We start from the raw sequence: 14634 nt of genomic DNA on the forward strand, positions 1-14634 counted from the left end.
TAACATCGTTATGCGCCACCCCTTCTCTACCCTCTACAGTCGAGTAGTTGCAATATGACCTCCACGCAAGTACCAGATAAAACCTGATACTGCTGGTAAGTTAATGCTCATCGCCATGCGGTTCTCAACCGCTCAACCTTCATCACGACAGGCTGCACGCGAAATCCCCCCTGGAAAGCGATACTCAACTCGCCCCCATAGCTACAACTAAAAAACAAAAACTCTTAAAAAATAACTACGAAACACTTAAAAACAGACAACCAATTGCCATGAACTACAACAACTCCCAAACTCACCAGCATTAAAACGAGACGCCAACCACCATAAGCAAGGATCGCTACATGACTGACATTAAGAATTCGTTCCTGGCAACACTTTCCCTGACAGGAAAACCATTAGTCATCCTGCAACACAAACTTGAGCACCTCCTGTCGGATGGCAACCTATCGCCTGAACAGCATGACAAGTTCAGTGAGTCCCTGGGCCGGGAATTTGTGCGCAAACTGATTACTGTGACGGAGCCTGGCAGTATTGAGCCGTTGACACTTTACTTTCGCCGGGACAGTGACAATTACACGATCTTCATTCGTAGCCCGATCAGCTTCCGCAGCAACACCCTCAGCATGGAGTACGCAGCCCGTGAAATGATCGCTTACAACGGTCACCCGCCCACCCGTTTTCATCTGATACAGGATGGCCGAGAAGTGACCCTCACAGATTTGAGCGACAACAACCCGCAGATAGGCTTGTTCAGTCACTCAAAGGAAATCAACATCAAAGCAGTATCCCATACGCCAGTGTTTGAGCATTTCACCGACCTGCCTTCGCGAATCGACGGTCAGACTGTCGAATTTGACCTCAACATCCTGGAGCGAAACGTCGCCCCGCTCCCCTGACGAAATCCGCTGAGACGATCTGGATAACAGCGTTGAAACAAACAGACGCTGTGATCCAGGATTTGTCAGGCAAACAACTCACCCTGCAATTCATCGAGCAACGCCTGAATCGCATCCAGCCGTTGCTGCGGATCGTCGAGTTGCAGCAGGTCGATTTTGTCCACTTCGGCGAACGGCAGCAGGTACGCCAGCTGATTGGCCAGCGATTGCTGGCCGGTCGCTTCAGTGCCCATGTTCAACGCCTCGACCATCGGGTGTTCGGCGAGAGCCTTGAGCAGTGCGACGAGGTCGGCGTCCTCATCCTGCAACGGCTGTTCCGGCTCGTCTTCCAGCCATTCGACGTCGGCGACAGTCAACTGATCGCGCTGAACTTCGGTGCGCAATACGTGAAAACGCCGCCCGCCCTGCACCCGTATGCCCAGCAGGCCGTTGTCCTGCTGCTTGAAATCAGTGATCCGCGCTTCACACCCGACCAGCGCATAGCCTGCCGGAGCGATGCCGACCTCTTCGCCGTCGAGGAGGCACACCACGCCGAAGCCGGCGCCCTGTTTCATGCAGCGACTGATCATGTCCAGGTAACGCGCCTCGAAGATCTGCAGGTCGAGGATGCACCCAGGAAACAGCACCGTGTTCAGCGGGAAAAGCGGCAAGCTCATAGACATTTCCTTACACCACCATCGACACCGCCAACGGCAGGAACACCGCCGTGGCCACGCCCATCAGACTCATCGCCAGCGCCGCAAAGGCGCCGCACTCTTCACTTTCCTGCATCGCCACCGCCGTCCCGACCGCGTGGGCCGTCATGCCCAGCGCCATGCCGCGCGCCTCGGGGCTGTGGACACCGAGGCGGTTCAACAGGCTGGGCCCGAAGATCGCTCCGATCACGCCGGTGATCAACACAAACACCGCCGCCAGCGCCGCCACGCCACCGATCTGTTCGGCCACCAGCATCGCAATCGGCGAGGTCACTGACTTCGGCGCCATGGTCATCAGGATCATGTGTTCGGCCCCGAACGACCAGCCCAGCAGCACGCCCATCCCGGTGGCAACCACGCCGCCTATCACCAGCGTAGTAAATATCGGCCAGAACAACTGCCGAATCCGTCGCAGGTTGAGGTAAAGCGGCACGGCCAGCGCGACGGTGGCGGGGCCGAGCAAAATGCTCAGGATCTCGGTGCTCTTGCGGTACTCCGCGTACGTCAGGCCGCAACCCACCAATACGCCGATGACCAACAGCATGGAGACCAGCACCGGCTGCAAAAAGATCCAGCGGGTTTTTTCGAATGCGGCCAACACCAACTGATAAGCGCCGAGAGTGATGCCGATGCCGAACAGGGGATGATGAATAACCGACGTCCAGGCGCCGTGCCAGTCGAAGATCATGGCTGATCCTCGGAGTGCGCAGCGTGACGCTTGACCATGCGCTGCATCAGCACCCCGGCGAAGGCCATGGACAACAGCAGCGACAACACCAGCGCGCCGACAATCGCCCAAAAGTCCGCAGCAATGTCCTTGGCGTAGACCATCACGCCCACGGCCGGCGGCACCAGCAGCAACGGCAGGTAACGCAACAGGCTGCTGGCAGCCAGGTTCAGCGGCTCGCCGACCTGGCCACGGCAGATCAAGTACACCAGCAGAAGTAGCAGGCCGATGATCGGCCCCGGCAATACCGGCAACAACAAATGGTTGATGGCGGTGCCCAGCAGTTGGAACAGCACCAGCCAGGTCAGGCCACGTAACAGCATTCGTCCTCTCCCCCGAAAATTCGCGCCCGGCATTATAAGCATGCCAACGCTATAGACCGGCATTCGCCAAAAGCATGGTCGGTTGACCGGAGCAATTTGCCATGTTGATCTAAAGTGGTTCGCAGGGAGGTCAAATCCCCCCACTCGAAAAACTATAAATCCGATGAAACACAAGGAGAGTCTCAATGCCCTATGTTCCCGCTGCAGAGCTCAAAGATTATGTCGGCAAGGAACTTGGACGTTCCGACTGGCTTACCATCGATCAGGAACGCATTAACCTGTTCGCCGAAGCCACGGGGGACTATCAGTTCATCCACGTCGACCCGGTCAAAGCTGCGCAAACGCCATTTGGCAGCACCATAGCCCACGGCTTCCTGTCGCTGTCGCTGATCCCGAAACTGATGGAAGACATCCTCATCCTGCCTGAAGGCTTGAAGATGGTGGTCAATTACGGCCTGGACAGCGTGCGCTTCATTCAACCGGTCAAGGTCAACTCGAAAGTGCGACTCAAGGTCGATCTGACCGAAGTCACCGAGAAAAAACCTGGCCAATGGCTGCTCAAAGTCACCGCCACCCTCGAGATCGAAGGCTCGGAAAAACCGGCCTACATCGCCGAGCCTCTGTCCCTCTGCTTCGTATAGCCCTCCCGGATGCGAAGCAGCGCGTGCTGTTTCGCGACCTCTCTCGACTGCTCTCTATATAAGGTCATGGCGCTGCGGCATACTCGGTCGCCTAATTGCCCGGATCCCGCTATGCGCTCACTTGCCCTTCTAGCCTTGACCCTGATGCTCACCGCGTGCGGCGACGGCGAATCGCTGTTGCCCCCCGACGCCCGCCTGCCGGACGGTGGACGCTATCGCGGAGAACTGGTCGACGGATTGTTGCAGGGCCAGGGCCGCGTCGATTACCCGAACGGCAGCTGGTACGCCGGCAGTTTCGACAAGGGCCAATGGCACGGCCCGGGCGAATGGCACGGCAGCAACGGCGAAGTGTACCGCGGCAATTTCAATCTGGGACTGTTCGACGGCCAAGGCACGCTGACCACCAGCGGCAGCAGCTACAACGGCGGGTTCAAGGCGGGTCGACGCGAAGGCGAAGGCACCCTCAAAGAAAACGGCATGACTTACCGTGGCGAATTCAAGGCCGATCAATACTCAGGGCTCGGTCGTCTGGAACTGGATGACGGCAGCTCCTATCAAGGCCAGTTCGCCCATGGCAAACCCAACGGCGAAGGCCAGCGCGGCGACGCCAGCGGCAACCAGTTCACTGGGCATTTCAAGGACGGTCAGCTGGAAGGCAACGGCACTTTCAACAGCGCCGACGGCGACATCTACGTCGGCGGTTTCAAGAACAACCAGCTGCACGGCAAGGGCCGCTACGAAAACGCCGACGGCGATGTCTGGCTGGGTCAATTCAAGGAAGGCTCGCTGAACGGCAAGGGCGAGTTGATCGGCGCGGACGGCAGTCACTACGTCGGTCAGTTCAGCGACTGGCGCTTCACGGGGCAGGGACGGTTGAATCTGGCCGATGGCAGTTTTTACATCGGCCAGTTCGACGGTGACAACTATTCCGGGCGCGGCACCCTCGTGCTGACCGATGGAACCGTGCAGAGCGGCACGTGGATCAATGGTCAGCGGGTACGCGATGCCGACGGCAAGCTGCTGCCCGACAGCCTTGAACTCGGCTTGCTGGCCCAGGGCCGCCTGCTCGAGGACGCACTGGCCAATGTGCCAGCCTCGACCCCGGCTATCGAGTTGTACACTCTGACCCTCGGTGGTGACGGCAAGCAGAGCGTGTTCCTGCGCGAGTCCGATTTCGTCAGCAATATGCTTACCAGCCGCTTCAGCGCGTTCGGCCAGATTCGCCTGGTGAACCATCGTGACCACCTCGTCGATCGGCCGATGGCCACCCGGGAAAACCTGCGCCGCGCCGCGCTGACCCTGGCCGAGCGCAGCGGTCCGGAGGATTTGATCTTCATCTACCTGACCAGTCACGGCAGCAGCGAACACGAGCTGGTCCTCGACCAACCGCGCATGGAACTGGCCGACCTGCCGGCTGACGAACTCGCCGCGGTGCTCGCACCGTTGAAAAACCGCGACAAGATCGTGGTGATTTCGGCTTGCTACTCCGGTGGCTTCATCCCCGCCCTCAAGGACGAACGCACCTTGATCATGACCGCCTCCCGGGCCGACCGCGTGTCCTTCGGTTGCTCCGAAGAAGCCAACTTCACCTACTTCGGCGACGCGCTGTTTGCCCAGGCCCTGAACCAGACCGACGATCTGGAACACGCCTTCAAACTGGCCAAAGCCACCGTCGCCGAGCGCGAGCTGGCGGACGGCTTCGAAGCGTCTGAACCGCAGATCTGGGCACCGAAAACCGTACTCTCTCACTGGCAGCTTCTACGCAAACAGCAGGCACGAAAAGCACTACAAAGTGTCTCTATCGACAACAAGGATGCAAAGAGCAACTAAGCTGAACAGTATCAAGGGAGAAACACTATGTACTTGACGCCTCAGCACGTCTTGCTTGCCGGAGCCACCGGTTTGACCGGTGAACACCTGCTCGATCGCCTGCTCAACGAGCCCACGATCTCGCGGGTACTGGCGCCCTCGCGCCGGCCGCTGGCCGAGCATCCACATCTGGAAAACCCGGTCGGCGACCCGGCGGTGTTCCTGCCGCAATTGAACGGTCGCGTCGATATCGCCTACTGCTGCCTTGGCACCACCATCAAACAGGCCGGCTCGGAAGAGGCGTTCCGCGCGGTCGACCTGGACATGGTCGTGGCCTTCGGCAAACGTGCGCGGGAAATGGGCGCGCGGCACCTGATCGTGATCAGTGCCTTGGGGGCCGATCGCAGATCCTCGGTGTTCTACAACCGGGTCAAAGGCGAGATGGAATACGCCTTGCGGGCGCAAGACTGGCCACAACTGACCATTTGTCGGCCTTCACTGTTGCTGGGCGACCGCCTCGAACCGCGCCTGGCCGAACAAGTCGCCGGTCCGTTGTCGCGCTTGATCCCGGGCAAATACCGCGGCATCGAAGCCTGTCAGCTGGCCCGCGCGATGTGGCGCCTGGCCCTGGAGGAACAAGATGGGGTGCGGGTGGTTGAGTCGGATGAATTGCGCAAGTTAGGCAAGTAAATCAACGGATCGCAGCCTTCGGCAGCTCCTACAGGAGAATGACGTACACCCTGTAGGAGCTGCCGAAGGCTGCGATCTTTTATTCTTTTACAACCCACCCGTCGCCTGAAAACTCACACCGATCACCGTCAACACCGACAACGGCAACAACAGCGTGTCCAGCAAGGCGCTGGCCGGCAGATCAACACCGGGATAACTCGGCGCCTCGGCGCCGAATCGGTCCATGGCGCAACAACCACCGTTCAAGGCATACCAATCCAGCCGCGTCCCGGAATACACCACCGGCGCCCCGGGTTTCGCGGCATCGAGCGTGCGCGCCGTGGCGCAGCCCGCGAGTTGCAGCGCCAGCACCATTACCAGCAGCTTATTCATCGCTGGTCAGATGATGCTCGCCCCAACGCGGCAGCATGTCCTGGGGAATGTTCAGCAGATTGAGAATCCGCGCCACCACGAAGTCGATCAGGTCATCGATGGTTTGCGGCTGATGATAGAAGCCCGGCGATGCCGGCAGGATCGTCACGCCCATGTTCGACAACTTGAGCATGTGCTCCAGATGAATACTCGAATAGGGCGCTTCGCGCGGCACCAGAATCAACTGACGACGCTCCTTCAACGTGACGTCGGCCGCACGCTCGATCAAGTTGTTGCAGGCGCCGGTAGCAATGGCCGACAAGGTCCCGGTGGAACACGGCACCACCACCATTGCGGCCGGCGCGCCGGAGCCCGAAGCCACCGGCGACATCCAGTCTTCCTTGCCGTACACGCGAATCTGCCCGGCGGCAGCGCCGGTGTACTCGGTGAGAAAGGCCTGCATCATTTGGGTTTTCGGCGGCAGCGTAACGTCAGTCTCGGTGGCCATGACCAATTGCGCCGCCTTGGAAATCAGGAAGTGCACCTCGCGATCTTCGCGGATCAGGCAGTCGAGCAAACGCAAACCGTACTGGGCGCCCGAAGCGCCGGTCATGGCCAGCGTGATGCGTTCCGGGCCGTTGTTCATTGCAGCGCCTCGGCGAGTTTGCCGTGCAGGCCGCCGAAGCCGCCGTTGCTCATGATCACCACGTGGGTGCCGGGCTGAGCCTGACTTTTCACGCGTTCGATAATGCCTTCCAGCGAATCGCTGACAATCGACGGCACCGTGCACAGCGCAGCGGTCGCGGCCAGATCCCAACCGAGGTTGGCCGGCGCGTACCAGATCACTTGATCGGCATCGACCACACTTTCCGGCAACCCGTCACGGTGAGCGCCGAGCTTCATGGAATTGGAACGCGGTTCGATGATCGCGATCAACGGCGCATCGCCAATGCGCTTGCGCAGGCCGTCGAGGGTGGTGGCGATGGCCGTCGGATGGTGGGCAAAGTCGTCGTAGATGGTGATGCCACGCACTTCCGCAACTTTCTCCATGCGCCGCTTCACGCTTTTGAACGCGCTCAACGCGGCGATGCCCATGGACGGCACGACACCGACGTGACGCGCCGCTGCCAAAGTCGCCAAGGCGTTTGCGACGTTGTGTTGTCCGGTCATGTCCCAGTCGACCACGCCCTGGGCGACACCTTCGAACATCACTTCGAACTTCGAACCGTCTTCGCTCAACAGTTTGACCTGCCATTGACCGCCCGCGCCGGTGGTTTGCACCGGGGTCCAGCAGCCCATCTCGATCACACGTAGCAATGCCGGTTCTGTGGTCGGGTGGATCACCAGGCCTTCACTCGGGATCGTTCGCACCAAATGGTGGAATTGCCGTTCGATAGCTGGCAGATCGGGGAAGATGTCGGCGTGATCGAATTCCAGGTTGTTCAGGATCGCGGTGCGCGGACGGTAGTGCACGAACTTGGAGCGTTTGTCGAAGAACGCACTGTCGTACTCGTCGGCCTCGATCACGAAGAACGGTGTGCCGCCCAGACGCGCCGATACCGAGAAATTCTGCGGCACGCCACCGATCAGGAAACCCGGGCTCATGCCCGCGTGCTCCAACACCCAGGCGAGCATGCTGCTGGTGGTGGTTTTGCCATGCGTGCCGGCAACGGCCAGCACCCAGCGGCCTTGCAGCACGTGATCGGCCAGCCATTGCGGGCCGGAGACATAGGGCAGGCCTTTGTTCAGCACATATTCGACCGCCGGGTTGCCGCGGGACATGGCGTTGCCGATCACCACCAGATCCGGCGCCGGATCAAGCTGGGCGGGATCGTAGCCTTGAGTCAACTCGATGCCCTGCGCCTCAAGCTGAGTGCTCATCGGCGGATAGACGTTGGCATCGGAGCCCGTCACATGATGGCCCAGCTCTTTGGCCAGAACCGCCATCGAACCCATGAAAGTGCCGCAGATACCAAGAATATGAATGTGCATAGTCGACCTCGTAAAACATGGCCGCAGGTTAGCCTAGGGAGGCGAAAATCGCACTCTTTAGCTGATGGGCTCCCGGTCCTGGTGGCGAGGGAGCTTGCTCCCGCTGGGTCGCGCAGCGGCCCCAAAACCTGAAACAGGTTACCGTTCGATGCCGTGCTTACGCAGCTTCCTGTAGAGCGTATTGCGGCTGACCCCCAACTGTTCCGCGGTATGCGTCATATGCCAGCGCGTCTGCTCCAGCGCAGTGAGCAGCGCCAGGCGTTCAGCCTCGTCCAGCGGGTAATCCGATGAGGCTTGCGCCACCACAACCGGCACCGGCCGAACCTGACGAATCATCGCCGGCAGATCCTCCAGGCCGATCCGCCCGCCGTCACACAACGCCGCCAACGTGCGCAAGACATTGCGCAATTGCCGCACATTCCCCGGCCAGGCAAACCCGAGCAACGCCTGGCGCGCCGGCTCATCAATCAGCACCGTCTCGCCGCCGGCCTCCTGCGCCAGCAAAAAGTCGAGCAACTGCGACTTATCACTGCGCTCGCGTAACGCCGGCAAGGCGATTTCCAGCCCATTGAGACGGTAATACAAATCCTCGCGGAAGCTGCCGTCCTGCACTCGCTCCAGCAAATTGCGGTGAGTGGCGCTGATGATCCGCACGTTGACCGACTCCGGCTCGCCGCCAATCGGCACCACTTGCCGATCTTCGAGCACTCGCAACAGCCGGGTTTGCAACGCCAGCGGCATGTCGCCGATTTCATCCAGAAACAACGTCCCGCCGTCGGCCTGCTGCAACTTGCCGCGCATGCCTTCCTTGCGTGCGCCGGTGAAACTGCCGCCGCGATAACCGAACAGTTCGCTCTCGATCAGGCTTTCGGGGATGGCCGCGCAATTGAGCGCGACGAAGGCTTTTTCAGCGCGCTGGCTTGCCTGGTGCACGGCCTTGGCAAAGGCCTCTTTGCCGGACCCGGTTTCACCGTTGATCACCAGCGGTACGTCACGCTCGAAAACGCGCAGGGATTTGCGGAAATCTTCCTGCAGGCCTTTGTCGCCCAGGCAGATGTCCGCCAGACGCGCAGGCTCGGCAACCGGACTTTGCACCGCCGGCGCCAGCGCCGGAATGCTGCGCGGCGGTCCTCGCAACACGGCAAACAGGCTTCGCCCGTCGCGGGTGCGCAATGGCCAACTGGCGCTGGCATTCACACTGGCGCGGCCCAGCAGCTCATCCAGCGAGCAGTCGAAAAACGCCTCGACCGGTTGACCCAGCAGTCCGCCGCGAATGTGCCCCAGCAGGTTCAGCGCACTCTGATTGACCGCGCTGATCCGCCCTTCCCCGTCGAACGCCAGCAACCCCTCGCTGAACAGCCCGACGGATTCCGCCTGCAAGTGAAAACGCAGTAGCCATTGATTGTCGAAATAGCGCAGGAAATAGCAGCTCTCGATCATCTTCGCCGACAGGTTGACCAGGGCCATGGTATGGAACTGGCTCTGCCGCGAGACTTCGTGCCGCGCCGAGGACACGTCGAGCACCGCCAGCAGTTCGCCATGCGGGTCGAACACCGGGCTGGCCGAGCAGGTCAGGCCGGTGTGGCGACCGCGAAAGTGTTCGTCCTGGTGGATGGTCAGCGCCTGACGCTCCACCAGACAGGTGCCGATGCCGTTGGTGCCTTCGCAGGCTTCGCTCCAGTCGGCGCCGAGCCAAAGCCCGGCGCGCTCGAAGATCTTGCGTTCGGCGGGTGCAGTCACACAGTTGAGGATCACGCCGCGGGCATCGGTGAGCAACACCGCATGGCCGGCGCCGGAAAGTTGCTGATGCAGGCTGCTCATTTCAGTGCCGGCGATGTGTAGCACTTGCTGCAGCCGTTCGCGGCTTTCGAGCACACGACCATGCTCCAGCACCGTCGGCGCCATGGTCAGGGCCGGGTCGAGGTGATAGTCCTCAAGACAGCGCAGCCAGGAACGGGCAATCGATGGGTCGCTGCCGGGGCCGTGCAGGTGGGATTTGCCCTGGGTCACGGTCAGCACTTGCCGGGCATGGCGACTCAAATGGTTGTCGTGCATTTCTTATTATTCTCCCCGAATGCTGTACACCGCCCCGTGTAGGAGCTGTCGAGTGAAACGAGGCTGCGATCGTTTGATCTTCTCCCTTAAAGCAAAATCAATAGATCGCAGCCTCGTTTCACTCGACAGCTCCTACGGGGTTGTGCCGAGCATCCTCCAGCCCGGTCTGCATTGCAATGCTGGCAAGACTGCTCGGTCACAGGCTGTGCCACAAGCGGTACAAAGTGTCACACCCACCGTACCGAAACCGCCACACACGCCATCCGCCCGTCCGACAAAAACCACGCAAGACCTTGATTTGCCTGACCTGCAAGGCAGTGGCCCGACCTTTGCTCTACGCTTATAACAAGCGCACATGCGCCTCTCTTATAAATACAAAGCCAAGGAGAAAACATCATGCGTTACGCTCACCCCGGTACTGAAGGCGCTATCGTTTCGTTCAAGAGCAAATACGGTAACTACATCGGCGGCGAGTTCGTCGCGCCTGTCAAAGGTCAGTACTTCACCAATACCTCGCCAGTGAATGGCCAACCGATTGCCGAATTCCCGCGCTCCACAGCCGAAGACATCGACAAGGCGCTGGACGCTGCCCATGCCGCAGCCGATGCCTGGGGCGCCACGTCCGCTCAGGCACGCTCGCTGGTGCTGCTGAAAATCGCCGACCGCATCGAGCAGAACCTGGAACTGCTGGCAATCACCGAATCCTGGGACAACGGCAAAGCCGTTCGCGAAACCCTCAACGCCGACATCCCGCTGGCCGCCGACCACTTCCGCTACTTCGCCGGTTGCATCCGCGCGCAGGAAGGCAGCGCTGCCGAGATCGACGGCAACACCGTGGCTTATCACATCCACGAACCACTGGGCGTGGTCGGGCAGATCATCCCGTGGAACTTCCCGATCCTGATGGCCGCCTGGAAACTCGCTCCGGCCTTGGCTGCCGGTAACTGCGTGGTGCTCAAGCCTGCCGAACAAACGCCGCTGGGCATTACCGTGCTGATGGAACTGATCGGCGACCTGCTGCCGCCGGGCGTGCTGAACGTCGTGCAAGGCTTCGGCAAAGAAGCCGGCGAAGCACTGGCCACCAGCAAGCGCATCGCCAAGATCGCGTTCACTGGCTCGACCCCGGTCGGTTCGCACATCATGAAATGCGCGGCCGAAAACATCATTCCGTCCACCGTGGAGCTGGGTGGCAAGTCGCCGAACATCTTCTTCGCCGACATCATGCAAGCCGAAGAAACCTTCATCGAAAAAGCCGCCGAAGGTCTGGTGCTGGCGTTCTTCAACCAAGGCGAAGTGTGCACCTGCCCGTCTCGTGCACTGGTGCAAGAGTCGATCTACGACGACTTCATGAAAGTGGTGATGAAGAAAGTCCTGCAAATCAAACGTGGCGACCCGCTGGACACCGACACCATGGTCGGCGCTCAAGCATCCGAGCAGCAATTCGACAAAATCCTTTCGTACCTGGAAATCGCCAAGGGCGAAGGCGCCGAGCTACTGACCGGCGGCAAGATCGAAAAACTCGAGGGCAGCCTCGCGACTGGCTATTACATCCAGCCGACCCTGCTCAAGGGCACCAACAAAATGCGCGTGTTCCAGGAAGAAATCTTTGGCCCGGTGGTGAGCATCACCACCTTCAAGGACGAAGCCGAAGCGCTGGCCATCGCCAACGACACCGAGTTCGGCCTCGGCGCCGGCCTCTGGACCCGCGACATCAACCGCGCCTACCGCATGGGCCGCGCCATCAAGGCCGGTCGCGTCTGGACCAACTGCTACCACCTGTACCCGGCGCACGCCGCGTTCGGTGGCTACAAAAAATCCGGCGTCGGTCGTGAAACCCACAAAATGATGCTCGACCATTATCAGCAGACCAAAAACCTGCTGGTGAGCTACGACATCAATCCGCTGGGGTTCTTCTAAAATCCGCAGGCGATACAGGTAGGCCTGTATCGCCGTCGGGATATTCTTCGCGGGCAAGCCCGCTCCCACAGTGCTTTGTGGTCTGCCGCCAATCGCCGGCTTACTCAAACCCTGTGGGAGCGGGCTTGCCCGCGAAAGCGCCCTCAAGACACACTCATTTATAGCCCTGCGACTTTGGCACGGGCCTTGCCTGTCTCACTCCACAAAAGCACGCCCTTATTGCGTCAATCAGGAGGACCCCATGGCAATTTTCACCCATTCCATCGGCGCCCAGACCTACCGCTTCGCCAGCCTCAAAGAGGTCATGGCCAAGGCCAGCCCGGCACGTTCGGGAGATTTCCTCGCTGGCGTGGCGGCCCTCAACGATGGCGAACGCGTCGCCGCGCAAATGGCCCTGGCTGACATCCCGCTGACCCATTTCCTGCAGGAAGTGCTGATTCCCTACGAAGACGATGAAGTCACCCGCCTGATCATCGACACTCACGACCCACAAGCCTTCGCCGCTGTCAGCCATCTCACCGTCGGCGGTTTTCGCGACTGGCTGCTCAGTGATGTCGCCGACGAACAAAGCCTGCGCGCCCTCGCCCCTGGCCTGACACCGGAAATGGCCGCGGCCGTGTCGAAAATCATGCGCGTGCAGGATCTGGTACTGGTGGCGCAGAAAATCCGTGTCGTCACCCAATTCCGCGGCACCATGGGCCTGCGCGGCCGGTTATCCACCCGCCTGCAACCCAACCATCCCACCGACGAGCCGGCCGGCATCGCCGCGAGCATTCTCGACGGGCTGCTGTACGGCAACGGCGACGCGATGATCGGGATCAACCCGGCCACCGACAGCATCGCTTCGATCTGCGCAATGCTGGAAATGCTCGACGCGATCATCCAGCGTTACGAAATTCCTACACAGGCCTGCGTTTTAACCCACGTCACCACGTCCATCGAAGCGATCAACCGCGGTGTTCCGCTGGACCTGGTGTTCCAGTCGATTGCCGGCACCGAAGCGGCCAACGCCAGTTTCGGCATCAACCTGAACCTGTTGCAGGAAGGCTATGACGCCGGTTTGAGCCTGAATCGCGGCACGCTGGGGCAGAACCTGATGTATTTCGAAACCGGCCAGGGCAGTGCGTTATCGGCCAACGCCCACCACGGCCTCGATCAACAGACATGCGAAACCCGCGCCTACGCCGTGGCGCGCCATTTCAAACCGTTTCTGGTGAACACCGTCGTAGGATTTATCGGCCCGGAATACCTGTACAACGGCAAGCAGATCATCCGAGCCGGCCTCGAAGACCACTTCTGCGGCAAGCTGCTGGGCGTGCCAATGGGTTGCGACATCTGTTACACCAATCACGCCGAAGCCGATCAGGACGACATGGACACCCTGCTGACGCTGCTCGGCGTGGCCGGCATCAACTTCATCATGGGCATCCCCGGCTCCGACGACATCATGCTCAATTACCAGACCACGTCGTTCCACGACGCGCTCTACGCCCGGCAAACCCTGGGTTTGAAACCCGCGCCCGAGTTCGAACAGTGGCTGGCCAGGATGGGCATTTTCACCCAGGCAGACGGCAAGATTCACTTCGGCAACAATTTGCCACCGGCCTTCCGCCAGGCCATGGCGCAACTGGGATGAGTGTCGATATGGATAAACCACCGAGTGACCCGCAAAACCCGTTGCTCGAATTGCGTCGCCTGACGCCCGCGCGAATTGCCCTGGGCCGCAGCGGCACCAGCATGCCCACCAGCGCGCAGCTGGATTTTCAGTACGCCCACGCCCAAGCCCGGGACGCGGTGCACCTGCCCTTCGATCATGCCGGGCTCAGCGCGCAGCTGGCCGAATGCGGTCGCCAGAGTTTACTGCTGCACAGCGCCGCCGCGAATCGCGACAGTTATTTGCAACGCCCGGACCTGGGGCGCAAGTTGAGCGATGCGTCGGCGCAGAACTTGCGCGACTATGCGCAAGCCAACCCCGGCGGCGTTGACCTGGTCATCGTTGTCGCCGATGGCCTGTCGGCGCTGGCGGTTCATCGCCACACCGCACCCTTCCTGACACGGCTGCAAGAGCAGATCGCGACTGATCGCTGGTCCGTTTCACCCGTGGTTCTGGTCGAGCAAGGCCGGGTGGCGATTGGCGATGAAATTGGCGAATTGCTAGGTGCGAAGATGGTGGTGATCCTGATCGGCGAGCGCCCTGGCCTCAGCTCGCCAGACAGTCTGGGGTTATATTTCACCTACAACCCCAAGATCGGTCTGACGGACGCTTACCGCAATTGCATCTCCAACGTACGACTGGAAGGCTTGAGTTATGGCATGGCGGCGCACCGTCTGGTGTATTTGATGCGCGAAGCCTGCCGCCGACAGCTGTCGGGGGTCAATCTGAAGGACGAAGCGCAGGTTCAGACGCTGGTGTCGGACGCAGGTGCAGACACGAAAGGTAATTTCCTACTGAGCCCGCTGAATACCTGAACCGTTTCCGCATTGCGTTTAACCCCGGATTTCAGGCAGGATCGAAACACGGCTGCCCGAGTGAGAACC

At 60.5% G+C, this 14634-nt stretch carries 14 protein-coding genes; 7 read left to right on the plus strand and 7 right to left on the minus strand.

Annotated features, from left to right (window positions below; all coding sequences use genetic code 11):
* Positions 1-341 precede the first annotated feature (341 nt).
* Complete coding sequence (locus F8N62_RS11200; protein WP_150711018.1) at positions 342-896, plus strand: hypothetical protein; 555 nt, start codon at positions 342-344, stop codon at positions 894-896.
* Positions 897-961: 65 nt separating this feature from the next.
* On the opposite strand, the gene F8N62_RS11205 is transcribed toward F8N62_RS11200, so the two are convergent.
* Genes F8N62_RS11205 through F8N62_RS11215 form a run of 3 tightly spaced genes read right to left on the minus strand, consistent with a single transcriptional unit; the run spans position 962 to position 2641 of the window.
* The gene (locus tag F8N62_RS11205) at positions 962-1552 is read right to left on the minus strand and encodes an LON peptidase substrate-binding domain-containing protein (protein WP_150711019.1); all 591 of its coding nucleotides are present in this window, start codon (positions 1550-1552) and stop codon (positions 962-964) included.
* 10 nt (positions 1553-1562) lie between these two features.
* Positions 1563-2279 (minus strand): LrgB family protein, encoded by a 717-nt coding sequence (locus F8N62_RS11210; RefSeq protein WP_150711020.1) that lies wholly within the window; start codon positions 2277-2279, stop codon positions 1563-1565.
* The gene (locus F8N62_RS11215; protein WP_150711021.1) at positions 2276-2641 is read right to left on the minus strand and encodes a CidA/LrgA family protein; all 366 of its coding nucleotides are present in this window, start codon (positions 2639-2641) and stop codon (positions 2276-2278) included. Before F8N62_RS11215 ends, F8N62_RS11210 begins: the two co-directional genes overlap by 4 nt.
* Positions 2642-2826: 185 nt before the next feature.
* Here F8N62_RS11215 and F8N62_RS11220 point away from each other — a divergent pair, with 185 nt between their 5' ends.
* The 3 genes from F8N62_RS11220 to F8N62_RS11230 all read left to right on the plus strand — a co-directional run bounded on the left by F8N62_RS11220 (position 2827) and on the right by F8N62_RS11230 (position 5781).
* The gene (locus tag F8N62_RS11220; protein WP_150711022.1) at positions 2827-3282 is read left to right on the plus strand and encodes a MaoC family dehydratase; all 456 of its coding nucleotides are present in this window, start codon (positions 2827-2829) and stop codon (positions 3280-3282) included.
* Between the two features lie 111 nt (positions 3283-3393).
* Positions 3394-5112, plus strand: a complete 1719-nt coding sequence (locus tag F8N62_RS11225; RefSeq protein ID WP_150711023.1) for a C13 family peptidase — start codon at positions 3394-3396, stop codon at positions 5110-5112.
* A 27-nt stretch (positions 5113-5139) separates the two neighbouring features.
* Positions 5140-5781, plus strand: coding sequence for an oxidoreductase (locus F8N62_RS11230; protein ID WP_150711024.1), 642 nt, complete (start codon positions 5140-5142; stop codon positions 5779-5781).
* Positions 5782-5868: 87 nt separating this feature from the next.
* Here the strand turns inward: F8N62_RS11230 and F8N62_RS11235 are convergent, their stop codons facing one another.
* The 4 genes from F8N62_RS11235 to F8N62_RS11250 all read right to left on the minus strand — a co-directional run bounded on the left by F8N62_RS11235 (position 5869) and on the right by F8N62_RS11250 (position 10179).
* Positions 5869-6153 carry a YceK/YidQ family lipoprotein gene (locus F8N62_RS11235; protein WP_150711025.1) on the minus strand — a complete coding sequence of 95 codons (285 nt, stop codon included), beginning with the start codon at positions 6151-6153 and terminating at the stop codon, positions 5869-5871.
* Positions 6146-6778, minus strand: coding sequence for a flavin prenyltransferase UbiX (gene ubiX, locus F8N62_RS11240; RefSeq protein WP_128871424.1), 633 nt, complete (start codon positions 6776-6778; stop codon positions 6146-6148). Before ubiX ends, F8N62_RS11235 begins: the two co-directional genes overlap by 8 nt.
* Positions 6775-8124: a UDP-N-acetylmuramate:L-alanyl-gamma-D-glutamyl-meso-diaminopimelate ligase gene (mpl, locus tag F8N62_RS11245; protein WP_150711026.1), complete on the minus strand. Its 1350-nt coding sequence runs from the start codon at positions 8122-8124 to the stop codon at positions 6775-6777. Before mpl ends, ubiX begins: the two co-directional genes overlap by 4 nt.
* A gap of 138 nt (positions 8125-8262) precedes the next feature.
* Positions 8263-10179, minus strand: a complete 1917-nt coding sequence (locus tag F8N62_RS11250) for a sigma-54-dependent Fis family transcriptional regulator (protein ID WP_150711027.1) — start codon at positions 10177-10179, stop codon at positions 8263-8265.
* Between the two features lie 396 nt (positions 10180-10575).
* Between F8N62_RS11250 and F8N62_RS11255 the strand changes: the two genes are divergently transcribed.
* From F8N62_RS11255 to eutC, 3 genes are all read left to right on the plus strand, one after another.
* Positions 10576-12096: an aldehyde dehydrogenase family protein gene (locus F8N62_RS11255; protein ID WP_150630357.1), complete on the plus strand. Its 1521-nt coding sequence runs from the start codon at positions 10576-10578 to the stop codon at positions 12094-12096.
* A gap of 241 nt (positions 12097-12337) precedes the next feature.
* A complete protein-coding gene (locus tag F8N62_RS11260; protein ID WP_150711028.1) occupies positions 12338-13732 on the plus strand; it encodes an ethanolamine ammonia-lyase subunit EutB in 1395 nt (464 codons plus the stop codon).
* Between the two features lie 8 nt (positions 13733-13740).
* Positions 13741-14565: an ethanolamine ammonia-lyase subunit EutC gene (gene eutC, locus F8N62_RS11265; RefSeq protein ID WP_412071976.1), complete on the plus strand. Its 825-nt coding sequence runs from the start codon at positions 13741-13743 to the stop codon at positions 14563-14565.
* Positions 14566-14634 lie beyond the last annotated feature (69 nt).

The sequence above is a fragment of the Pseudomonas fluorescens genome (assembly GCF_902497785.1).
GTDB classification, from domain to species: domain Bacteria; phylum Pseudomonadota; class Gammaproteobacteria; order Pseudomonadales; family Pseudomonadaceae; genus Aquipseudomonas; species Aquipseudomonas fluorescens_BO.

Excerpts from the sequence above, each read along its gene's own strand:
- eutC (WP_412071976.1), top strand. The coding sequence starts at position 13,741 with ATGGATAAACCACCGAGTGACCCGCAAAACCCGTTGCTCGAATTGCGT.
- ubiX (WP_128871424.1), bottom strand. The coding sequence starts at position 6,778 with ATGAACAACGGCCCGGAACGCATCACGCTGGCCATGACCGGCGCTTCG.
- F8N62_RS11220 (WP_150711022.1), top strand. The coding sequence starts at position 2,827 with ATGCCCTATGTTCCCGCTGCAGAGCTCAAAGATTATGTCGGCAAGGAA.
- F8N62_RS11230 (WP_150711024.1), top strand. The coding sequence starts at position 5,140 with ATGTACTTGACGCCTCAGCACGTCTTGCTTGCCGGAGCCACCGGTTTG.
- F8N62_RS11255 (WP_150630357.1), top strand. The coding sequence starts at position 10,576 with ATGCGTTACGCTCACCCCGGTACTGAAGGCGCTATCGTTTCGTTCAAG.
- F8N62_RS11260 (WP_150711028.1), top strand. The coding sequence starts at position 12,338 with ATGGCAATTTTCACCCATTCCATCGGCGCCCAGACCTACCGCTTCGCC.
- F8N62_RS11215 (WP_150711021.1), bottom strand. The coding sequence starts at position 2,641 with ATGCTGTTACGTGGCCTGACCTGGCTGGTGCTGTTCCAACTGCTGGGC.
- F8N62_RS11200 (WP_150711018.1), top strand. The coding sequence starts at position 342 with ATGACTGACATTAAGAATTCGTTCCTGGCAACACTTTCCCTGACAGGA.
- F8N62_RS11235 (WP_150711025.1), bottom strand. The coding sequence starts at position 6,153 with ATGAATAAGCTGCTGGTAATGGTGCTGGCGCTGCAACTCGCGGGCTGC.
- F8N62_RS11210 (WP_150711020.1), bottom strand. The coding sequence starts at position 2,279 with ATGATCTTCGACTGGCACGGCGCCTGGACGTCGGTTATTCATCATCCC.
- mpl (WP_150711026.1), bottom strand. The coding sequence starts at position 8,124 with ATGCACATTCATATTCTTGGTATCTGCGGCACTTTCATGGGTTCGATG.
- F8N62_RS11225 (WP_150711023.1), top strand. The coding sequence starts at position 3,394 with ATGCGCTCACTTGCCCTTCTAGCCTTGACCCTGATGCTCACCGCGTGC.
- F8N62_RS11250 (WP_150711027.1), bottom strand. The coding sequence starts at position 10,179 with ATGCACGACAACCATTTGAGTCGCCATGCCCGGCAAGTGCTGACCGTG.
- F8N62_RS11205 (WP_150711019.1), bottom strand. The coding sequence starts at position 1,552 with ATGAGCTTGCCGCTTTTCCCGCTGAACACGGTGCTGTTTCCTGGGTGC.